This window comes from Pseudomonas sp., assembly GCF_041601375.1.
GTDB lineage: Bacteria > Pseudomonadota > Gammaproteobacteria > Pseudomonadales > Pseudomonadaceae > Aquipseudomonas.
In genome coordinates this window covers 56,068-77,571 of record NZ_JBFIIG010000002.1, presented here as the reverse complement: position 1 = coordinate 77,571, position 21,504 = coordinate 56,068, and the positions used below count along the sequence as shown (strand labels likewise).

Annotated in this window: 21 protein-coding genes; 16 read left to right on the top strand and 5 right to left on the bottom strand. The window is 64.2% G+C overall.

Annotated elements, in window-relative coordinates; all coding sequences use genetic code 11:
- On the top strand, window positions 1-952 hold a 952-nt coding region (gene purD / locus ABZE94_RS00830; RefSeq protein ID WP_372873641.1), incomplete at its 5' end, for a phosphoribosylamine--glycine ligase.
- 244 nt (window positions 953-1,196) lie between these two features.
- Entirely contained in the window at window positions 1,197-3,992 is a 2,796-nt protein-coding gene (locus ABZE94_RS00825; protein ID WP_372873640.1) for a response regulator, read from the top strand.
- Between the two features lie 16 nt (window positions 3,993-4,008).
- On the opposite strand, the gene ABZE94_RS00820 is transcribed toward ABZE94_RS00825, so the two are convergent.
- Together ABZE94_RS00820 and ABZE94_RS00815 are read right to left on the bottom strand one after the other, a co-directional pair.
- Window positions 4,009-5,085, bottom strand: coding sequence for a WD40/YVTN/BNR-like repeat-containing protein (locus ABZE94_RS00820; RefSeq protein ID WP_372873639.1), 1,077 nt, complete (start codon window positions 5,083-5,085; stop codon window positions 4,009-4,011).
- 69 nt (window positions 5,086-5,154) lie between these two features.
- Complete coding sequence (locus ABZE94_RS00815; protein ID WP_372873638.1) at window positions 5,155-5,424, bottom strand: MoaD/ThiS family protein; 270 nt, start codon at window positions 5,422-5,424, stop codon at window positions 5,155-5,157.
- 218 nt (window positions 5,425-5,642) lie between these two features.
- Between ABZE94_RS00815 and ABZE94_RS00810 the strand changes: the two genes are divergently transcribed.
- The 11 genes from ABZE94_RS00810 (at window position 5,643) to ureC (ending at window position 16,218) form a co-directional block, all read left to right on the top strand.
- Window positions 5,643-6,239 (top strand): MarC family protein, encoded by a 597-nt coding sequence (locus ABZE94_RS00810; protein ID WP_372873637.1) that lies wholly within the window; start codon window positions 5,643-5,645, stop codon window positions 6,237-6,239.
- Window positions 6,240-6,434: 195 nt separating this feature from the next.
- Window positions 6,435-7,703, top strand: a complete 1,269-nt coding sequence (gene urtA, locus ABZE94_RS00805; protein ID WP_372873636.1) for an urea ABC transporter substrate-binding protein — start codon at window positions 6,435-6,437, stop codon at window positions 7,701-7,703.
- A 125-nt stretch (window positions 7,704-7,828) separates the two neighbouring features.
- The gene (gene urtB / locus ABZE94_RS00800) at window positions 7,829-9,400 is read left to right on the top strand and encodes an urea ABC transporter permease subunit UrtB (protein ID WP_372873635.1); all 1,572 of its coding nucleotides are present in this window, start codon (window positions 7,829-7,831) and stop codon (window positions 9,398-9,400) included.
- Window positions 9,400-10,488 carry an urea ABC transporter permease subunit UrtC gene (gene urtC, locus ABZE94_RS00795; protein WP_372873634.1) on the top strand — a complete coding sequence of 363 codons (1,089 nt, stop codon included), beginning with the start codon at window positions 9,400-9,402 and terminating at the stop codon, window positions 10,486-10,488. Before urtB ends, urtC begins: the two co-directional genes overlap by 1 nt.
- Before the next feature lie 145 nt (window positions 10,489-10,633).
- Complete coding sequence (urtD, locus tag ABZE94_RS00790; RefSeq protein ID WP_372873633.1) at window positions 10,634-11,485, top strand: urea ABC transporter ATP-binding protein UrtD; 852 nt, start codon at window positions 10,634-10,636, stop codon at window positions 11,483-11,485.
- A gap of 110 nt (window positions 11,486-11,595) precedes the next feature.
- The gene (gene urtE, locus ABZE94_RS00785) at window positions 11,596-12,294 is read left to right on the top strand and encodes an urea ABC transporter ATP-binding subunit UrtE (RefSeq protein ID WP_372873632.1); all 699 of its coding nucleotides are present in this window, start codon (window positions 11,596-11,598) and stop codon (window positions 12,292-12,294) included.
- A 94-nt stretch (window positions 12,295-12,388) separates the two neighbouring features.
- Entirely contained in the window at window positions 12,389-13,228 is an 840-nt protein-coding gene (locus ABZE94_RS00780) for an urease accessory protein UreD (protein ID WP_372873631.1), read from the top strand.
- A 3-nt stretch (window positions 13,229-13,231) separates the two neighbouring features.
- Complete coding sequence (gene ureA, locus ABZE94_RS00775; RefSeq protein ID WP_372873630.1) at window positions 13,232-13,534, top strand: urease subunit gamma; 303 nt, start codon at window positions 13,232-13,234, stop codon at window positions 13,532-13,534.
- An 89-nt stretch (window positions 13,535-13,623) separates the two neighbouring features.
- Window positions 13,624-14,136: an N-acetyltransferase family protein gene (locus tag ABZE94_RS00770; RefSeq protein WP_372873629.1), complete on the top strand. Its 513-nt coding sequence runs from the start codon at window positions 13,624-13,626 to the stop codon at window positions 14,134-14,136.
- Entirely contained in the window at window positions 14,133-14,438 is a 306-nt protein-coding gene (locus ABZE94_RS00765) for an urease subunit beta (protein WP_372873628.1), read from the top strand. The genes ABZE94_RS00770 and ABZE94_RS00765 overlap by 4 nt, the downstream gene beginning before the upstream one ends.
- 79 nt (window positions 14,439-14,517) lie before the next feature.
- Window positions 14,518-16,218: an urease subunit alpha gene (gene ureC / locus ABZE94_RS00760; RefSeq protein ID WP_372873627.1), complete on the top strand. Its 1,701-nt coding sequence runs from the start codon at window positions 14,518-14,520 to the stop codon at window positions 16,216-16,218.
- Window positions 16,219-16,315: 97 nt separating this feature from the next.
- Here ureC and ABZE94_RS00755 read toward each other — a convergent pair whose 3' ends face one another.
- The 3 genes from ABZE94_RS00755 to ABZE94_RS00745 all read right to left on the bottom strand — a co-directional run bounded on the left by ABZE94_RS00755 (window position 16,316) and on the right by ABZE94_RS00745 (window position 18,667).
- Window positions 16,316-17,059 carry a hypothetical protein gene (locus ABZE94_RS00755; RefSeq protein ID WP_372873626.1) on the bottom strand — a complete coding sequence of 248 codons (744 nt, stop codon included), beginning with the start codon at window positions 17,057-17,059 and terminating at the stop codon, window positions 16,316-16,318.
- Window positions 17,060-17,294: 235 nt separating this feature from the next.
- Window positions 17,295-17,561, bottom strand: coding sequence for a DksA/TraR family C4-type zinc finger protein (locus ABZE94_RS00750; RefSeq protein ID WP_372873625.1), 267 nt, complete (start codon window positions 17,559-17,561; stop codon window positions 17,295-17,297).
- A gap of 158 nt (window positions 17,562-17,719) precedes the next feature.
- Window positions 17,720-18,667 (bottom strand): substrate-binding domain-containing protein, encoded by a 948-nt coding sequence (locus ABZE94_RS00745; protein ID WP_372873624.1) that lies wholly within the window; start codon window positions 18,665-18,667, stop codon window positions 17,720-17,722.
- A gap of 236 nt (window positions 18,668-18,903) precedes the next feature.
- Between ABZE94_RS00745 and ABZE94_RS00740 the strand changes: the two genes are divergently transcribed.
- The 3 genes from ABZE94_RS00740 to ABZE94_RS00730 all read left to right on the top strand — a co-directional run bounded on the left by ABZE94_RS00740 (window position 18,904) and on the right by ABZE94_RS00730 (window position 21,463).
- Complete coding sequence (locus ABZE94_RS00740) at window positions 18,904-19,617, top strand: VC0807 family protein (RefSeq protein WP_372873623.1); 714 nt, start codon at window positions 18,904-18,906, stop codon at window positions 19,615-19,617.
- Between the two features lie 55 nt (window positions 19,618-19,672).
- Entirely contained in the window at window positions 19,673-20,125 is a 453-nt protein-coding gene (locus tag ABZE94_RS00735; protein ID WP_372873622.1) for a YqaA family protein, read from the top strand.
- Window positions 20,126-20,197: 72 nt separating this feature from the next.
- The gene (locus ABZE94_RS00730) at window positions 20,198-21,463 is read left to right on the top strand and encodes an Hsp70 family protein (protein ID WP_372873621.1); all 1,266 of its coding nucleotides are present in this window, start codon (window positions 20,198-20,200) and stop codon (window positions 21,461-21,463) included.
- Window positions 21,464-21,504 lie beyond the last annotated feature (41 nt).

The following is a 21,504-nucleotide window of genomic DNA, read 5'->3' as shown; positions in this document are numbered from 1 at the left end:
CCACAACATCCCCACCGCCGATTACCAGAACTTCAGCGAAATCGAGCCGGCCCTGGCCTACCTGCAAAAGGTCGGCGCGCCGATCGTGATCAAGGCCGACGGCCTGGCCGCGGGCAAAGGTGTGATAGTCGCCATGACCCTCGCTGAAGCCGAGGACGCGGTGCGCGATATGCTCGCCGGCAATGCCTTCGGCGAAGCCGGTTCGCGGGTGGTGATCGAGGAATTCCTCGACGGCGAGGAAGCCAGCTTCATCGTCATGGTCGACGGCAAGAACGTCTTGCCGATGGCCACCAGTCAGGACCACAAGCGCGTCGGCGACGGCGACAGCGGCCCGAATACCGGTGGCATGGGCGCCTACTCGCCGGCCCCGGTGGTCACCACCGAAGTGCACCAGCGGGTGATGGACGAGGTGATCTACCCCACCGTCAACGGCATGGCCAGCGAAGGCAACGTCTACACCGGCTTCCTCTACGCCGGACTGATGATCGACAAAGCCGGCAAGCCGAAAGTCATCGAGTTCAACTGCCGCTTCGGCGACCCTGAGACCCAGCCGATCATGGTGCGCCTGGAGTCGTCTCTGGTGCTGCTGGTCGAGGCCGCGTTGGCGCAGGCGCTGGACAAGGTCGAAGCCCGCTGGGACCCGCGCCCGACGGTCGGCGTGGTGCTCGCTGCAGGCGGCTACCCGGGCGATTATGCCAAGGGCGAGGTGATCGAAGGTCTGGCCGACGCTGCCGCACTGGAGGGCAAGGTATTCCATGCCGGCACCGCACTGAAAGACGGTAAAGTCGTCACCGCCGGCGGCCGGGTGCTCTGCGCCACGGCCATCGGCGCCAGTGTCGCCGATGCCCAGCAGCAGGCTTACCGCCTGGCCGAGAAGATTCGCTGGAACGGCTGTTTCTACCGCACCGACATCGGTTACCGCGCCATAGCCCGCGAACGCGGCGAGGCCTAACGGACGGCAGACTCCAGCCCAGCCGCGGCGCCCAGGCAGCGCGGAGATGGCACGGCCCACACGCATGAGGGCCGTGCCGCAACCGGCAACAGCGGTGATGTCGGGCATCGCATGCGCCACCACTCGGCTGGCGCCGCATTGCCAGTGGTCGCTTTCCCAGCCTCTGGACTGGCCATCCTGGCCATATTCCGCTACACAACGGCTTGGTTATAATCTGGCTACTCATTTTCAAAGGGAATGCAGCGTGCGCGGGCTCAGGATTGCCACAGGACTACTCATCGGTTTGCTCATGGCCTGTCTGTTGCCGACAGCCATGGCCGAGAACCGACCAGGCGCTGCTGACGGCCAACCCGGAAACTGGTCGTATCTGCTCGACCCGAGCGCCGGGTTGACCCTGGAGGACGTTCAGGCACGCCGCCAGCAGTTCCAGCCCCTGAGCCAACAGGCCTTCACCTTCCCCGTCAGCGAGCAGGCCGTGTGGCTGCATGTCGAGCTGCCGCGCCACGAACAACCGAGCTGGTTGTGGATCTTCGCCCCGCGCGTGCAATACCTCGACTATCACCTGTTGCGCGATGGCCAGCTCGAACGCGAGATCCAGACCGGCGAATCCAGGCCGATGAGCTCGCGACCGCTCGACTCCCGGGCTTACCTGATGGCACTGCCGAACGATGGCCAGTCGCGCGAAGCCTATGTGCGCATGACCTCGAACCATCCGCTGATGGCCTGGTTCAAGATCATCGACGAAACCGGCTTGGTGGCCCAGGAAAAGCCCGCCTATGTCTTTGGCGCCCTGCTCGGCGGCCTGCTGCTGCTCACCCTGTACAACCTCATCCGTTTTCTCTACAGCCGCGCCACCTGCTGCCTGTGGCTGAGCGCCCTGCATGCCAGCCTGGCGGTCTGTGCGGCGGCCAATCTTGGCCTCTTCGCCGTCTGGGTGCCCAGCCAAAGCTATAATCAGTCGCTGGTCGCCGACTTGTCGGCGCTGCTGGCAGCCTTCTGCCTGCAAGCCTTCTGTCTCGGTTTCATGCAGCACATACCGGCCCAGCCGGGTAGGTTCAAGCACCTGCTGCAGGCTAACGCCGTACTGATCCTCGCCGTCGCGCTGGTGATCGCCAGCACCGGCCTGCTCTGGTACGGCACGCTGATCTACCTGCTGGTTCTGCTCAGTGCCTTGAGCGTTTTGCTGGTGGCCAGCCGGCTCTGGTATGGCGGCTATCAGCCCGCGCGCTTCATCGTCGTCGGCATGCTGGTATTCACCCTCGGTTTCAGCGCATTCATCCCGGTTCTGCTTGGCCTCGACCAACTCAATCCCGGCTGGCTGGTAATCGCCGTCTTCGGCATCGCGACCCTCGGCGGCATCTTCCTCAGCCTCTCGCTCGCCGAGCGACAGCGACAGATCCAGCGCACCAACCTCAGCGAACGCACGGCGATGGCCGCCAGCTCGGCCGAGCTCAAGGCCAAGGCCGAATTCCTCGCCAAGATCAGTCACGAAATCCGCACCCCGATGAACGGTGTGCTGGGCATGACCGAGTTGTTGCTCGGCACACCGCTGTCGGCCAAGCAGCGTGATTACGTGCAGACCATCCACAGTTCGGGCAACGAACTGCTGGCCCTGATCAACGAGATTCTCGACATATCCAAGCTCGAATCCGGGCAGATCGAACTGGACGACGTGCAGTTCGACCTCAATGCACTGATCGAGGATTGCCTGGACATCTTCCGCGCCAAGGCCGAGCAGCAGAAGGTCGAACTGATCAGCTTCATGCAACCACAGGTACCGCGGGTGATCAGCGGTGACCCGACGCGTTTGCGCCAGGCCTTGCTGAGCCTGCTCGACAATGCCTTCAAGCAGACCGACGAAGGCGAAATCCTCCTGGTCGTGGCCCTCGACAGCGGCGCCGAGCAACCGCGCTTGCGCATCGCCGTGCAGGACAGCGGTCGCCCGCTGCAGGCCAGCGAACGCGACGCCCTGCTCAATGCCGAACTGCACAGCAAGGACTTCCTCGCCGCGACCCAACTCGGTGGCCGCCTCGGCCTGGTCATCGCCCGTCAGCTGGTGCGCCTGATGCACGGCGAGTTCGGCATCCAGAGCGGCGGCGCCCAGGGCTCGACCCTGTGGCTGACCCTGCCCCTGGACAGCCAGCGCCTCGAACAGCCCACCGCCGACCTCGATGGCCCGCTGCAGGGCGCGCGCCTGCTGGTGGTGGATGACAACGACACCTGCCGCAAAGTCCTGGTGCAGCAATGCAATGCCTGGGGCCTGCAGGTCAGCGCCGTGCCCTCGGGCAAGGAAGCCCTGGCCCTGCTGCGCACCAAGGCGCACATGCGCGAATACTTCGACGTGGTGCTGCTCGACCAGGACATGCCCGGCATGACCGGCATGCAGTTGGCGGCGAAGATCAAGGAAGACCCCAGCCTCAACCACGACATCCTGCTGATCATGCTCACCGGCATCAGCAATGCGCCGAGCAAGATCATCGCGCGCAATGCCGGGATCAAACGCATCCTGGCCAAGCCGGTGGCCGGCTACACCCTGAAAACCACCCTGGCCGATGAACTGTCCCAGCGCGGCGGCGACGGCTCGCCGGTGTTCACCCCGACCCAGGTCAGCGCCCCGCTGAATGTGCCGAGCGATTTCCGCATCCTGGTCGCCGAAGACAACAGCATCTCGACCAAGGTGATCCGCGGCATGCTCGGCAAGCTCAAGCTGCAACCGGACACCGCCAGCAATGGCGAGGAAGCGCTGAACGCGATGAAGGCGCAGCACTACGACCTGGTGCTGATGGACTGCGAGATGCCGGTACTCGACGGTTTCTCCGCCACCCAGCAACTGCGCGCCTGGGAAGCCGCCGAACAGCGCCCACGCACGCCGGTGGTGGCCTTGACCGCGCACATCCTCAACGAACACAAGGAACGGGCACGGGAGGCCGGCATGGACGGCCACATGGCCAAGCCGGTGGAACTCTCGCAATTGCGCGAACTGCTCGAATACTGGATCGCCCAGCGCGAGATCGGCCAGCCGCGCGAGGCCCTGCCCTGAACCAGCCGGCGGCGTTTCAGGCAAAGCGCAGCGCATAGATCGGCGGCAGGTTGCCGGCCAACGCCTGCCAGCTGTCGCCCTGGTCGTCCGATAGCCACAGATGGCCGGTGGTCGAGCCCATCGCCAGGCGCTGCCCGCTCTCGTCCACCTCCAGGGCATGGCGATAGACCAGGTCGAAGCAGTCGGTTTGCGGCAAGCCCCTGCTCAAGCTCTCGAAACTCTGCCCGCCATCGCGGGTGCGGTTCACCAGCAGACGCTGGCCCACCGGCACCCGGCATTCATCCTTCACCGCCGGCACGAACCAGGCCGTTTCCGGCTCGCGGGGGTGCACCGCCAGGGCGAAACCGAAGCCCGAGGGTTCGACGTCGAGCAGCTCCTGCCAGTGCACGGCATCGTCGCGGGACAGGAAGATGCCGTTATGGTGCTGCACCCAGAGGGTCTCGGGTGCGGCCGGGCAGGCCTGCATGCGGTGCGGATCCTGGATCTCCGGAGTCTGCGCCTGTTCCGCCGGCATATAGGCGGCGCGCATGCCCTGGGTGCGGCAGGCCCAGTTGACGCCGCCGTCGTCGCTGCACCAGACCCCGCCGCAGGACACCGCCACGCGCAACCGCGCACTGTCGCGCGGGTCGATGCAGATCGAGTGGATGCCCGGCTGGTCGTAACCGCCACCGAACCACTGGGCCCGCTCCGGACGCTGCCACAACGCCTGGTTCAACTGCCAGGAGTCGCCGTGATCCGCCGAGTGGAACAAGGCGCCCGGCAGAGTGCCGGCCCACAGGCTTCCGGGTCGATCGGCGCCGCCACCTTCCAGCGACCAGATCATCGTCACCGACGGTCCTTCGCCCTCTTCCTCGGCGGCGAAGGCCGGCGCGGCGATCTCCTGCCAGTGCTGCCCGGCATCCGTCGAGCGCCATAGTTTCGGGCCGAAATGCCCCAGGTCGAGGGCCGCGTACAGATGACCGTCGCGGCGATCGGCCAGGACCATGCTGACCGGCTCGCCAAGAAAGTCCGTGCGCGCCAGCTGCCAGATCCCGCCAGCGCGGGCGAAGGTCAGCAAGCCCTTGCGCGTAGCCACATAGAGCACATCCGCCATATCGTTCTCCCTCCAGCAGGCGGTTGAAAAACGACCTGCGTTGCCGAATCCTGGGTTAAAAACGGCTCGCTAGCCGCCGGAAAGCGCCTGCACCACATAGACCTCGCTGTCGGTGCCGACCCTGTCGCTCAGGTGGCGGCGGTCGCCGATTCGCTCGCCATCGACGAAGATCATCACATGCCGGCGCAGCTGCCCCTGGTCGTCCAGCAGGTAACTGCGCAGCCGCGGGTTGACGGCGAACACCTCGGCCAGCGCGGCGGCGACCGTGTCGCCCGTTACCACACAGGGCGCCACATCGAGGTGACGCTGCAGGTTGGGGGTGAAGCTGATCCGTGCCATCCGCCGCTCCCGGCATGCAGCCATTGCCAACAGTGCTTAAGCCAACAGGTATAGCCGAAGCCGTTCCCCGGCTGCGCTTCGACTGCCGAACGGTTGCCTGGCGTGCGCGCGCAATTACCGCAGCGGGCACTGGAGATCGAGCCGACAATCCAGGATCATGCAGACGCCGCCGGCGCTGCCGGCCACGCCCCCATTATCCAAGAGACGAGTCCACCCCCATGGCGTCCGAGCTGTTCAGTCTGTATCTGAAGTTACTGGTGCTCTACAGCCCGTTCTTCGTGTTGTCCTGCTTCATCGGCCTGAGCCGCGGCTACACGGTCAAGGAGCGCAAGCGCCTGGCCTGGAAAGTCGCCGCCGGCGTGCTGATCGCCAGCCTGCTGCTGTACCTGTTCGGCAGGCACATCTTCACCCTGTTCGGCATCACCATCGACGCCTTCCGCATCGGCGCCGGCAGCGTGCTGTTCATCTCGGCGCTGGGCATGGCCCAGGGCAAATCGGCGGTGCAGAGCGACAACGTGCAGCAGGACGTGACCATAGTGCCGCTGACCATCCCGCTCACCGTCGGTCCCGGCACCATCGGAGCCCTGCTGCTGATGGGCGCCAGCCAGCCAGCCTGGGGCGACAAAGCGCTGGCGGTAGTCGGCATCGCCCTGGCCAGCGTCACCGTCGGCGTGGTGCTGTATATGTCCAACCAGTTCGAACGCCTGCTCGGCGAGCAGGGCCTGCAGATCGTCAGCCGCCTGATGGGCCTGTTCGTCTGCGCCCTGGCTGCGCAGATCATCTTCACCGGGGTAAAGAACTACCTCGAGCTCTAAAGCGGTGCAGGGATGCGCCTGGAGCGCACGTCAGCGCGATAGTTGCACCAAAGCTGCGCATCAAAGCCTCGTGCGACTCCTGCAGAAGATGAGTGAAACCATTTAAATCAAGCTCTTGCGCTGATTGGCACGGATGCTGCGATTGGACTGACGACCTCTAGGTCCCACCCAACAGTTGCGCACGGAGCCATGACAATGAAACGCCGTCCCCTGCTGAAATCGACGATCGCCGCCAGCGCCCTGCTGCTCAGCGGCCTGTTCCCCTTCACCGTGCAGGCCGCCGAAACCATCAAGGTCGGCATCCTCCACTCACTGTCCGGCACCATGGCCATTTCGGAAACCTCGCTGAAAGACATGGCGCTGATGACCATCGACGAGATCAACGCCAAGGGCGGCGTGCTCGGCAAGCAACTCGAGCCGGTGGTGGTCGACCCCGCCTCCAACTGGCCGCTGTTCGCCGAGCGCGCACGCCAGCTGCTGACCCAGGATAAAGTCGACGTGACCTTCGGCTGCTGGACTTCGGTATCGCGCAAATCCGTGCTGCCGGTCTACGAAGAGCTCAACGGCCTGTTGTTCTACCCGGTGCAGTACGAAGGCGAAGAGCTGTCGCCGAACGTCTTCTACACCGGCGCCGCGCCTAACCAGCAGGCCATCCCGGCGGTCGAGTACCTGATGAGCGAAGACGGCGGCGCGGCCAAGCGCTACTTCCTGCTCGGCACCGACTACGTCTACCCGCGTACCACCAACAAGATCCTGCGCGCCTTCCTGATCTCCAAAGGCGTGGCCGAGAAGGATATCGAAGAGGTCTACACCCCCTTCGGTCATAGCGACTATCAAACCATTGTCGCCAACATCAAGAAGTTCTCCGCCGGCGGCAAGACCGCGGTGATCTCCACGGTCAATGGCGATTCCAACGTGCCCTTCTACAAGGAACTGGCCAACCAGGGCCTGGAAGCCACCGATGTGCCGGTCGTGGCCTTCTCGGTGGGCGAAGAGGAACTGCGCGGCATCGACACCAAGCCGCTGGTCGGCCACCTCGCCGCCTGGAACTACTTCCAGTCGGTGGAAAACCCGGTCAACAGCGAATTCGTCGACAAGTGGAAGGCCTACGCCAAGGCCAAGAACCTGCCGGGCGCCGACAAGGCGGTGACCAACGACCCGATGGAAGCCACTTACGTGGGCATCAACATGTGGGCCCAGGCCGTGGAAAAAGCCGGCACCACCGATGTCGACAAAGTCCGCGATGCCCTCGCCGGCCAGACCTTCGCCGCACCGAGCGGCTACACCCTGACCATGGACAAGACCAACCACCACCTGCACAAGCCGGTGATGATCGGTGAAATCCAGGATGACGGTCAGTTCTCCGTGGTCTGGGAAACCAGCAGCCCGATCCGCGCCCAGCCATGGAGCCCGTATATAGAAGGCAACGACAAGAAGCCGGATTACGCGGTGAAGTCGAACTAAGCGACTTCGTAGCCCGGATGCAATCCGGGGAGCAGCTATTCCCGGATTGCATCCGGGCTACGGCAAGCGCCCTCTCTGCCAATTCGGCGAGGGGGCTTACGCTGTAGTCCCAAGGTTTTCCTGATATGCCCACTGCCGTGTACCGCTTCTTCCTATTTCTGACCCTGCTGCTTCCGCTCGCCAGCCATGCCGGCGATGCCGCCGACTTCGCCGCAGCCGGCTCATCCAAACAGGCCAAGCTCCTCGAGAGCTGGGCCGCCGCACCCGATGCCGCGCGCCTGCCTTTGCTCGAAGCCTTGCAACAAGGCCGCCTCGCCGCAGACAGCGACAAGACGCCATTTATCGAAATCGACGGCAGCTACCAGGCCGTCGAAGGCGCTGCCGAACCCGTCGGCACACCGAAGAAGATCCGCCTCAACAACCGCCTGCGCGGCCTGATCGCCAGCACCCTGGCCAGCCATCAGTTGTTCGACGAGGACCCGGCCGTGCGCCTGGCCGCCGCCCAACATCTGCAGAAAAGCGCCAAGCCGGCGCAACTCGCCTTGCTCAACGCCCGAGTCGCCAGCGAAGACGATCCACAAGTGCGCGATGCCCTGAGCCTGGCCCTGGCCAACCTGCAACTGGTCGACCGTGACCCGGCGATTCGCCTGGCCGCCGTGCGCCTGCTCGGCGAAACCGGCGACCCGCTGGCCCGCACCCGCCTGGAAACCCTGCTCGACCCCGCAGTGGAACAGGATGAAGCGGTGCGCACCGCCGCACAAACCAGCCTGGCCCAGGTCAAACGCAAACTGTTGATCGGTGAATTGCTCGGCCAGGCCTTCAGCGGCCTGTCGCTGGGCTCGATCCTGCTGCTGGCGGCGCTGGGTCTGGCCATCACCTTCGGCCTGCTCGGGGTGATCAATATGGCCCACGGTGAGATGCTGATGCTCGGCGCCTATTCCACCTATATGGTGCAGGTACTGTTCCAGCGTCTGGCCCCCGAGGCCTTGGCGCTGTATCCGCTGGTGGCGCTGCCGGTGGCCTTCTTCGTCACTGCGGCCATCGGCATGGCCCTGGAACGCACCGTGATCCGCCACCTCTACGGCCGACCACTGGAAACCCTGCTCGCCACCTGGGGTATCAGCCTGATCCTGATCCAGCTGGTACGGGTGGTGTTCGGTGCGCAGAACGTCGAAGTGGCCAACCCTTACTGGTTGAGCGGCGGCATTCAGGTGCTGCCGAACCTGGTGCTGCCGTACAACCGCATCGTCATCATCGGCTTCGCCCTGTTTGTGGTGGTGCTGACCTGGCTGCTGCTGAACAAGACCCGCCTGGGCCTCAACGTCCGTGCGGTCACCCAGAACCGCAATATGGCCGCCTGCTGCGGCGTGCCGACCGGCCGTGTGGACATGCTTGCCTTCGGCCTTGGCTCGGGCATCGCCGGCCTCGGTGGCGTGGCCCTGAGCCAGATCGGCAACGTCGGCCCCGACCTGGGGCAGAGCTACATCATCGACTCCTTCCTGGTGGTGGTACTTGGCGGCGTCGGCCAATTGGCCGGTAGCGTGATGGCCGCCTTCGGCCTGGGCATCGCCAACAAGATTCTCGAACCGCAGATCGGCGCGGTGCTCGGCAAGATTCTTATCCTCGCGCTGATCATTCTGTTTATTCAGAAACGCCCGCAAGGTCTGTTCGCTCTCAAGGGTCGGGTGATTGATTGATGACTATGCCAATAAACCAAACCCTGCTGGCCCGCGCCAGCGCCAAACTCGGCCCGCAAGTGTCCATCGCCATCGGACTGCTGGTGCTCGCCGTGCTGGTCGCCCTGCCACTGCTGCACCTGCTGCCGGCTGACAACGCCCTGCATATCTCGGCCTATACCCTGACCCTGGTCGGCAAGATTCTCTGCTACGCCATAGTCGCCCTGGCCCTGGATCTGGTTTGGGGTTACGCAGGGCTTTTGTCGCTGGGCCACGGCCTGTTCTTCGCGCTTGGCGGCTACGCCATGGGCATGTACCTGATGCGTCAGAGCGCGGGGGACGGTTTGCCGGCCTTTATGAGCTTTCTCGCCTGGAGCGAATTGCCCTGGTACTGGTACGGCACCTCAAGCTTTCTCTGGGCCATGTGCCTGGTGGTGCTGGCGCCCGGACTGTTGGCGTTGGTGTTCGGCTTCTTCGCCTTCCGTTCGCGGATCAAGGGCGTGTACTTCTCGATCATGACCCAGGCCCTGACCTTCGCCGGCATGCTGCTGTTCTTTCGCAACGAGACCGGCTTCGGCGGCAATAATGGCTTTACCGGTTTTACCCGCATCCTCGACTTCGATATCACCGCCGCCGGCACCCGCGCTGCGCTGTTCCTCGCCACAGTGGCGCTGCTGGTGGGCAGCCTGTACCTGGGCTTCAAGCTGGCGCGCAGCAAGTTCGGCCGGGTGCTGACGGCGTTGCGCGATGCCGAGAACCGCCTGATGTTCTGCGGCTATGACCCGCGCGGCTACAAGCTGTTTATCTGGGTGCTGTCGGCCGTGCTCTGTGGCCTGGCCGGCGCGCTCTATGTGCCACAGGTCGGCATCATCAACCCCAGCGAGATGTCGCCGACCAACTCGATCGAAGCCGCCGTCTGGGTCGCCCTCGGCGGGCGCGGCACGCTGATCGGCCCGCTGCTCGGCGCCGGCTTGGTCAACGGTATGAAGAGCTGGTTCACCGTGGCCTTCCCCGAGTACTGGCTGTTCGCTCTGGGCTTGCTGTTTATCGTCGTCACCTTATTCCTGCCGAAGGGCGTGATCGGCCTGCTGCGCAGGAAGTCATCATGAACGCTACTGCGCATTCCATCTGCGGCGTTGCGCGGTGCTCGCTCCTCGCCGTACTCATCCGTACTGTCTCGTCACTGTGCGCCGTGCGCCTTGCAGCTGAAATTGCTCGCGACGCGTTCCTAACGACTTCCAAAGGAGACAAGCAATGAGAGCCGCGCCTATCCCCGAAGCCATCCACCCGCAGGCCTTCGACGCTTCCGGCAGCGGCCGCGATGCCATAGGCGCGAGCAGCGCTGCCGGCAAGGGCCTCAATGCACGTCACGGCACCATCCTGACCCTGGAAGAAATCAACGTCAGTTTCGATGGTTTCAAGGCGCTGACCGACCTGACCCTGTATATCGGCGTCGGCGAACTGCGCTGCATCATCGGCCCCAATGGCGCCGGCAAGACCACCATGATGGACGTGATCACCGGCAAGACTCGCCCGGACAACGGCGTCGCTTACTTCGGAGACACCCTCGACCTGACCCGGATGAGCGAAGTGGAAATCGCCCAATCCGGCATCGGCCGCAAGTTCCAGAAGCCCACGGTGTTCGAGGCGCTCAGCGTGTTCGAAAACCTCGAACTGACGCAGAAGACCAACAAATCGGTGTGGGCCAGCCTGCGCGCCAAGCTCAGTGGTGAGCAGCGCGACCGCATCGACGAGGTGCTCAACACCATCAAGCTCGACGCCTCGCGCCAGCGCCCCGCTGGCTTGCTGTCGCACGGCCAGAAGCAGTTCCTGGAGATCGGCATGCTGCTGGTGCAGGACCCCCAACTGCTGCTGCTCGATGAGCCGGTGGCGGGCATGACCGACGCAGAGACCGAATTCACCGCAGAATTGTTCAAGTCCCTGGCCGGCCAGCATTCGCTGATGGTGGTCGAACACGACATGGGCTTCGTCGGCTCCATCGCCGACCACGTCACCGTGCTGCACCAGGGCCGCGTCCTGGCCGAAGGCTCGCTGGAACAGGTGCAGGCCGATGAGCGGGTGATCGAGGTTTATCTCGGTCGGTGAGCCAATAGCCGTTGCGGGGTAAGACGTAGGGTGGATGACGCTTTTTTCATCCACCGCGCACACCACACGGTGGACCGGTAAAACGTGATCCACCCTACAAGGACACAACCATGCTGCAAGTTGAGCAACTGCACCAATACTACGGCGGCAGCCATATCCTCCGCGGGCTGTCGTTCGAGGCCAGGGTTGGCGAAGTCACCTGCCTGCTCGGGCGTAACGGTGTGGGCAAGACCACGCTGCTGAAATGCCTGATGGGCCTGCTGCCGGCCAAAGAGGGTACGGTAAACTGGGAAGGTAAGCCGATCACTGCCTTCAAGCCGCACCAGCGCGTGCACGCCGGCATCGCCTACGTGCCGCAAGGGCGGGAAATCTTCGGCCGCCTGACCGTCGAGGAAAATCTATTGATGGGGCTTTCCCGTTTCGGCGCAAAGGAAGCCAAGGTGGTGCCGGAGTTTATCTACGAGCTGTTCCCGGTGCTGCGCGAGATGAAACAACGCCGCGGCGGCGACCTTTCCGGCGGCCAGCAGCAACAGCTGGCCATCGGCCGCGCCCTGGCCAGTCAGCCGCGCCTGCTGATCCTCGACGAGCCCACCGAGGGCATCCAGCCCTCGGTGATCAAGGAGATCGGCGTGGTGATCAAGAAACTCGCCGAACGCGGCGATATGGCCATCCTGCTGGTCGAGCAGTTCTATGATTTTGCCGCCGAACTGGCCGATCAGTACCTGGTGATGAGCCGCGGCGAGATCGTCCAGCAGGGCCGCGGCGACAGCATGGAGGCCGATGGCGTGCGCGGCCTGGTGGCGATTTGAGACTCACTATAGGGTGGATGACGCTCTGCTCATCCACCACTGCACCAACAGCTGGTGGATGGATAAAGCGTCATCCACCCTACGAAAAGATCCTATGAACGCACCCGCCCCCACCGCCCTGTTCACCCCTAGCTGGCATGCCGAGCTGGAGCTGGGCTATGGCTGCGATGGCGACTGCACACGCCCGACCCTGCGCCGCCACAAGGGCCCGCTGCGGGTGCAGAAGCACCTGTACGCCGAAGGCCCGCAAGTCTGCCAGCACATCATCGTCCATCCACCGGGCGGCATCGCCGGCGGCGACCGACTGGATATTTCGGCCACAGTCGGCAGCGGCGCCTGGGCGCAGCTGACCAGCCCCGGCGCGGCCAAGTGGTATCGCGCCGCCGGCCCCGCTTATCAGCACCTCGAGTTGCGCGTCGAAGCCGGTGCCACCCTGGAGTGGTTGCCGCAGGAAACCATCGTCTATTCCGGCGCCCAGGCCGAACTGCACAGCGATATCGAACTGCTCGGCGATGCCCGCCTGCTGTATTGGGACATGGTCGCCCTCGGCCGTCCGGCCAGCGGCGAGCGCTTCGATGCCGGCCATTTTCAGGCGCAACTGAATATCCGCCGCGACGGCCAGCTGCTTTGGCACGAGCGCCAGCGCATCGAAGGCGGCGATGGCCTGCTCGACTCGCCCATCGGCCTGGCCGGCAAGCCGGTGTTCGCCACGCTGTTGATCAGCGGCGAAATCGACGCCGAGTTGCTCGAACACTGCCGTAACTTACCCAGCGCGGTACGCGGCGATTTGAGCCAGTTACCCGGCCTGCTGGTGGCTCGCTGCCTGGCCGACGAGGCGCTGCACGCCCGCACCTGGCTGATCGAACTCTGGCGCCTGCTGCGCCCCGCCCTGCTCGGCCGCGAGGCCGTTCCCCCGAGAATCTGGAGCACCTGAACCATGGACCTGACGCCCCGCGAAAAGGACAAACTGCTGATCTTCACCGCCGGCCTGGTCGCCGAACGACGCCTGGCCCGCGGCGTAAAGCTCAACTACCCGGAAGCCATGGCCTATATTTCCGCCGCCCTGCTCGAAGGCGCCCGCGACGGCCAGACCGTGGCCGAGCTGATGCACTTCGGCACCACCCTGCTGACCCGCGACCAGGTGATGCAAGGCATCCCGGAAATGATCCCGGAAATCCAGGTCGAGGCCACCTTCCCCGACGGCACCAAGTTAGTAACCGTCCATCAACCGATAGCCTGAGGAACCCATCCAATGTCTACTGCGCTTGCTCATGCTGCGTTGCCTGAGCTGCGCTCGCTACGACCTTGAATGGATTCCTGGAACGACACATGACAATTCAAGACGCGACCCAAGCCGACCTGCCCGGCATCCTGGCGATTTATAACGATGCGGTACTCCACAGCACCGCGCTGTGGATCGAAACCCTGACCGATCTGGCCAACCGCCGCGCCTGGCTGCTCGAGCGCGAGGCGGCCGGCTTTCCCGTGCTGGTGGCGCAAGACAGCGAAGGCGAAGTGCTGGGCTACGCCAGTTACGGCAGCTGGCGCAGCAACGAAGGCTTTCGCCATACCGTCGAGCACTCGCTTTACGTGCGTGCCGACCAGCGCGGCCGCGGCCTCGGCCTGGCCTTGCTGAAGGCCCTGATCGAGCGCGCCACGGATGACGGCCTGCATGTCATGGTTGCCGCCATCGAGAGCGAAAACGTCGCCTCGATCCGCCTGCATCAACGCTTCGGTTTCGTCACCACTGGGCAGATGCCCCAGGTCGGACGCAAGTTCGATCGCTGGCTGGATCTGACCTTTATGCAACTAATCCTGCCCGAATCCAGGAGCATCCGATGATCCCCGGCGAATACCAGATCCAGCACGGCGAGATCGAACTCAACGTCGGCCGCCGCACCTTGACCCTGACCGTGGCCAATAGCGGCGACCGGCCGATCCAGGTCGGCTCGCACTATCACTTCTTCGAGACCAACGATGCGCTGACGTTCGACCGGGCGAGCACGCGCGGCATGCGCCTGAATATTCCGGCCGGCACCGCCGTGCGTTTCGAGCCGGGGCAATCGCGCGAAGTCGAACTGGTCGACCTGGCCGGACAGCGTCGGGTGTTCGGCTTTGCCGGCCGGGTGATGGGCGATCTGTAACCCGTAGGGTGCGCCCTGCGCACCACAAACAACGCGGATAGCAATGGTGCGCATAGCGCACCCTACAGGAAGGCACTCGATGAAAATTTCCCGCCAAGCCTATGCCGACATGTTCGGCCCCACCGTCGGCGACAAGGTGCGCCTGGCCGATACCGAGCTGTGGATCGAGGTGGAAAAAGACTTCACCCACTACGGCGAGGAAGTGAAATTCGGCGGCGGCAAGGTGATTCGCGACGGCATGGGCCAGAGCCAGCTGTGCGCCGCGGATGTGGTCGACACCCTGATCACCAACGCGCTGATCCTCGACCACTGGGGCGTGGTCAAGGCCGATGTCGGGCTGAAGGACGGGCGCGTCAAAGCCATCGGCAAGGCCGGCAACCCGGATATCCAGCCGGACGTGACAATCGCCATCGGCGCCGGCACCGAAGTGATCGCCGGCGAGGGCATGATCCTCACCGCGGGCGGCATCGACTCGCACATTCACTTCATCTGCCCTCAGCAGATCGAAGAGGCGCTGATGAGTGGGGTGACCACCATGATCGGCGGCGGCACCGGGCCGGCCACCGGCACCAACGCCACCACCTGCACGCCGGGGCCGTGGCACATGATGCGCATGCTGCAGGCCGCCGACGCCTTCCCGATGAACCTGGGCTTCACCGGCAAGGGCAATGCTTCGCTGCCGGAACCGCTGATCGAACAGGTCAAGGCCGGCGCCATCGGCCTCAAGCTGCACGAGGACTGGGGCACCACTCCGGCGGCGATCGACAACTGCCTGAGCGTGGCCGACCAATACGACGTGCAGGTGGCGATCCACACCGACACGCTGAACGAGTCCGGTTTCGTCGAGACCACCCTGGCCGCCTTCAAGGGCCGCACCATCCACACCTACCACACCGAGGGCGCCGGCGGCGGCCATGCGCCGGACATCATCAAGGCCTGCGGCTTCGCCAATGTGCTGCCCAGCTCGACCAACCCGACCCGGCCGTTCACCCGTAACACCATCGACGAACACCTGGACATGCTGATGGTCTGCCACCACCTCGACCCGAGCATCGCCGAGGACGTGGCCTTCGCCGAGTCGCGCATCCGCAGGGAGACCATCGCCGCCGAGGATATCCTGCATGACCTCGGCGCCTTCTCGATGATCAGCTCCGACAGCCAGGCCATGGGCCGGGTCGGCGAGGTGATCATGCGCACCTGGCAGACCGCCGACAAGATGAAGAGGCAGCGCGGCGCCCTGGCCGAGGATGGCGAGGGCAACGACAACTTCCGCGCCAAGCGCTACATCGCCAAATACACCATCAACCCGGCCATCACCCACGGCATCAGCCATGAGGTGGGCTCCATCGAAGTCGGCAAATGGGCCGACCTGGTGCTCTGGCGCCCGGCCTTCTTCGGCGTCAAGCCGAGTTTGATTCTGAAGGGCGGGGTCATCGCCGCCAGCCTGATGGGCGACGCCAACGCTTCGATTCCGACGCCGCAACCGGTGCACTACCGGCCGATGTTCGGCAGCTTCGGCGGCAGCCTGCACGCCAGCAGCCTGACCTTTATCAGCCAGGCCGCACTGGACGCCGGCATTCCCGAGCAACTGGGCTTGAAGAAGAAGATCGCCGTGGTCAAAGGCTGTCGCGAAGTGAAAAAGACCGACCTGATCCACAACGACTATCTACCGACTATCGAGGTCGATGCGCAGAACTATCAGGTCAAGGCGGACGGCCAATTGCTCTGGTGCGAACCGGCGGACGTGCTGCCGATGGCGCAGCGGTATTTCTTGTTTTGAATAGTTGGCGGGTTGCACCCGCCCTACACCGGCATACTCACAGAGGGCGAGTGCAATCCGCCACCTAACTCACTCACCGACAACAGGCGAACCGCGCTCAGGGCTCGATCACCAATACCAGCTCAAGGCCATCGTCGAACACCAACCCTGAATCGGGGCAGTAGATCTTCGTCGAGACCGATTTCTTATCCAGCGGCGTGGTCTCTTCGACTTCGACGCAATCGTCCTTGTTGCCCGCTGGCACTTCTATCGCCAGGCCTGCGCCGATGTGTTCGGCCCGATCCAAGGCGACCTCTGGCGCGACTTCCTGAAAATAGCGAGCGCCCAGCAGGAACGCCCCACCCGGCATGATGATTCCCGGCTCCGCACCGCCTGCACCGGCCAGCCATTCGCCCTCATGGCTGACGACTATGCCGTCCTGGTAAATATCCACTTCTTCGCCAAAGTAGTAGACATCCTGGGTAGCGGCACACTCGACGAAGAAGTTGCGGGAGACCTCCGCCAGCTGCCCATCCACTGTCTCGCGTTCCTCGACGACCCGGGTGGTCACGGTGGTCGCCTCGCCATCGATCGCAAGCGTTATGTCGCGCGTTTCGTTGAGCACACTGATGACCAACTCCTCGGTTTCGCTGCACTCGCCTTCGGCAACGCACTGGAAGTTGTTGAAGTGGGCTTCACGACCTGGCTTTAGAACAAAGTATCGATTCTCGCCGATACTGGTTAAATCACATTCGCCCAACGGAAAGCTGTCAGTGAACTCGCGCTTGTCCTTGGCCAAGACCACAGCTGGGAGCAAGGCTATCGCCAGGGCGCCGATAACCATTGAATAATGGAGTTGCATGCTGCCTCCTCCCCTGTTCAGGAAAGACTTCTTCGCTCACCCCCATTCCCGGGACATGCACCGGTGCAGCCCCTCACTTGAAGGTTAGTCCACTCATCTGGGTATCGCGTCGCCCGGTACGCACGGTCGCCGAGGGCGGTTAGGTTTCGCCGAGACGGCCGCCTGCGGTTTCCTGACCTGCCCTCCCGCGGCGCGCCGACCAACGGCTCGGTAAGGGTTGGCCTGCAGCCCCTGCTCACCGCAGCTGACTGTCCTTGCTGCCGCGCCTGTTATAGCCGCTGAACCTGGCCTGCTCCCTGTCCTGTTCCGACTGGCAGGCCACACACAGGCGCACGCCGGCAATCGCCTGGCGGCGCGCCTCGGGGATGGCCGCATCGCATTCCTCGCAATGGCTCAGACTCGGCCCGCGCGGCAACTGGCTGCGCGCGCGCTGCACGGCGTCCTCGATGCTGCTGTCGATCTGTTCCTGTACCGCGTCGTCGTTTGCCCAACCGCTGGCCATCACCACCTCTTCTCGCTATCCGCCACGGCCTAAGATATGAACGCCTGCACGCCGTTTTACAAGCGCAGCTTATCGGCCCGACCGCCGCTACGCCTTGGCGTCGACGAATTCCGTCCTGGCGCATTGAGACCCGTTCGCGCCGCCAGGCGCCGATGCCTTCAGGGGCGCCAGGGCAACGCCAGGAGTTCCTTGACCTCCAGCCGATCGAGATTCTCCCGGGTCACCAGCATCACCTCCAGTTCGACCTGCCGCCGCTGGGACTCCACGCGCTTGTCGCGCAAGGCGCGCTGGGCCAGACGCACGCTTCGATAGCCCATGGCGTAGGGCCGCTGGATCACCAGCGCGGTGATCCGACCGCTGCCGAGGGCGCCCGCCAGCAAGCGGCCGCCATCGAAACCGACATGCCGCACTTGCTCCGCCGCCTGCAGGCGCAACAACGCGGCATGGGTCGTGCGGGTGGTGGAGCCATCCGGGGTAAACAGCGCATCGAGTTGTGGCAGCTGCTCGCGCAGGGCATTGAACGCCACCTCGGGATCATCGCCGAGCGGGTGATCGAAGACGATGCGCAGCCCCGCGGCCTTCACCGCCTGGGTAAATCCACGCTGGCGCTCGCTGGCGGAGGCGATTGGCGGGCTCGTGCGAATCACCCCGACCCGCCCTTTGCGGCCCAGCACTTGCGCCAGGTAGCGCCCGGCCAACTGGCCGGCCTGGTAATTGTTGGAGGCGATCACCGCTTGCACATCGGCGCCGCCGACATCGCGATCGATGTAGAAGCTGAGAATGCCCCGCGCCTTGAGCTCGCGGACCTTGGCGATGATCTCGCTACCGCTCGGGGCAATGATCAGCGCCTTGCAACCCCGCTCGACGACCCGGTCGATCAGTTGCAGCTGCGTCTCGACGCGGCCCTCGCGACTGGGTCCGCGAAAATAGAGGTCGACCCCGGTTTCCCTGGCCGCCTGCTGTGCGCCGACCTCCACCAGAGTCCAGAAGTTGTGGGTGCCGGCGGGGACTACGCCAATGCATTCCTTCGCCGCCAACGGACCCGCCAGCACAGCGCACACGGCCAACACCGCGCAGGGCCCACGAAAAAGCATAAAGGACTGCATTACCGGACTCCTGCGGTCAGATAACCGCTAGCCACCGAGTAATATCACCTTAGCATCAGTGTGTTGGGGCGCCGCCCGACAGGCACAGAATTACAGCCAAAAATCCGCCGTCACTGCAGGATTTCTTCCCGACGCAGCTCTGGCGTACAACTTTGTCACAGTCCAACCGACGGTCGGACTGGCGGCCGCGGCCCAGGCAGGCGATCATCAACATTCATTCCTGCACTATGACCGACATGACCGAGACCACCCACAGCTCCACCGCCGCACACAAACCCCGCCCGCTGGTGGACTTGCTGATCAGCATCCTGATTCCTTCACTGATCCTGATGAAGTTCAGCGGCGAGTCCAATCTCGGCGCCGATGGCGCTCTGATCCTGGCGCTGGCGTTCCCCCTCGGCTGGGGCACGTTCGAGCTGGTCAAGTACCGCAAATTCAACTTCATCGCCCTGCTCGGCCTGCTCAGCGTGCTGCTCACCGGCGGCATCGGCCTGCTCAAGCTGGACAACCAGTGGCTGGCGATCAAGGAAGCGACGATTCCCGGCCTGATCGGCATCGCCGTGCTGGTGTCGACCCGCACCCGCTACCCGCTGATCCGCACCCTGCTGTTCAACAAGACCGTGCTCAATGTCGACAAGATCCATGAGCGCCTGGAACAGGGCGGCCATACCCAGCACTTCGAAACGCGCCTGCTGACCGCCACCTACTGGCTGAGCGGCACCTTCTTCTTTTCCTCGGCGATGAACTATGTGCTGGCCAAGTGGATCGTGATCAGCCCATCCGGCAGCGAGGCCTTCAATGAGGAATTGGGTCGGATGAACCTGCTCAGCTACCCGATGATCGCCATCCCCTCGATGATCATGCTGATGGCGATCTTCTATTACCTGTGGCGCACCATTCACGGTCTCACCGGCTTGAAGCTGGAAGAGATCATGGCCCCGCAGGCCTGAGTACGCGGTCTGCCGTACAGGCGCGGCAGCGCCCGGCACCCAGGCCAGTTGCGGCGTGCTGACGTTCTCCGCCTATGTGGGCCTGTTCCTCTCGGCCTTCGGCGCCGCGACCTTGCTGCCATTGGGCTCCGAGGCGGTGCTGGTCGGCCTGCTGCTCAGCGAAACCTACCCGTTGTGGCTGCTGGTGGCGGTGGCCAGCGTCGGCAATGTCCTAGGTTCGCTTGTCAACTGGCAGCTGGGGCGCTACCTGGAACACTTTCGTCAGCGCCGCTGGTTTCCGGTCAGCGAACAGCGCCTGCACCAGGCGCAGGGCTGGTATACGCGCTACGGACGCTGGTCGCTGCTGCTCAGCTGGCTGCCGATCATCGGCGATCCCTTGACCCTGGTCGCCGGGGTGATGCGTGAGCGCTTGTGGGTCTTCCTGCTGATCGTCGGCCTGGCCAAGAGCGGGCGTTACCTGGCGCTGGCCGCGCTGACCCTGGGTTGGGGATCGTTCGTCGCGTCATAGCGCAATAAGCGCAGCAAGAGGCGCACGACTCGCATAGAATGCGCGGCCGTTTTTCTAGGAACAGCGCGTCGCATGATTTTCTCCACTCCCGCCCGCGCCTGCGGCATCGACTTCGGCACCTCCAACTCCACCGTCGGCTGGCTGCGTCCCGACGCCGAGACCCTGATCGAACTGGAAGACGGCAAGATCACCCTGCCCTCGGTGGTGTTCTTCAACCTCGAGGAACGCCGACCGGTCTACGGTCGCCTGGCCCTGCAGGAATACCTGGAAGGCTACGAGGGCCGGCTGATGCGCTCGCTGAAGAGCCTGCTCGGCTCCAAGCTGCTGAAGAGCGAAACCACGGTGCTGGGCAGCGCCCTGCCGTTCAAGGACCTGCTCGGCTTCTTTATCGGCGAGCTGAAGAACCGCGCCGAAGCCGTGGCCGGCAGGCCGTTCGAGGAAGTGGTGCTGGGCCGCCCGGTGTTCTTCGTCGACGACGACCCGGTGGCCGATCTCGAAGCGCAGAACACCCTGGTGGCGGTGGCATACAAGCTCGGTTTCAAGGACGTGTCCTTCCAATACGAACCGATCGCCGCGGCCTTCGACTACGAGTCCGGCATCGAGCGCGAAGAGCTGGTGCTGATCGTCGACATCGGCGGCGGCACCTCGGACTTCTCCCTGGTACGTCTGTCACCGCAGCGACGCAGCGTCGCCGAGCGGCATGACGATATCCTCGCCACCGGCGGTGTGCATATCGGCGGTACCGATTTCGACAAGCAGCTCAGCCTGCAGGGTGTGATGCCGCTGTTCGGCTACGGCAGCCGGATGAAGAGCGACGCACCCATGCCCACCAGCACCCACCTCAATCTGGCCACCTGGCACACCATCAACGCGGTCTACTCGGCGCAGTCGCAGCGGGCGCTGCAGAGCATGCGCTACGACATCGTCGACCCCACCGGCATCGACCGTTTGTTCAAGCTGATCGAACGGCGCGACGGCCACTGGCTGGCGATGCAGGTGGAAGACAGCAAGATCGCCCTGACCGAGCAGACAGAGCGGCCCATCGACCTGGGCCGGGTCGAACCCGGCCTGGTCGCCGAGCTGACCCGCGAACTGTTCGAGGGGGCCATAGCGCCGCTGCTCGAACGCGTGCGCGCCAGCGTCACCCAGTTGCTCGGCGATGCCGGGGTGGGCGTCGAACAGGTCGATACGGTGTTCTTTACCGGTGGTTCCAGCGGCATCCCGGCACTGCGCCAGAGCGTCGCGGCAATGCTACCGAATGCCCGCCATGTGGAAGGCAATACCTTCGGCAGCATCGGCAGCGGTCTGGCCATCGAGGCGCAGAAGCGTTACGGCTAAATAGCATCGCTCTGCAGCCCGGATAAGCGCCAGCGCAATCC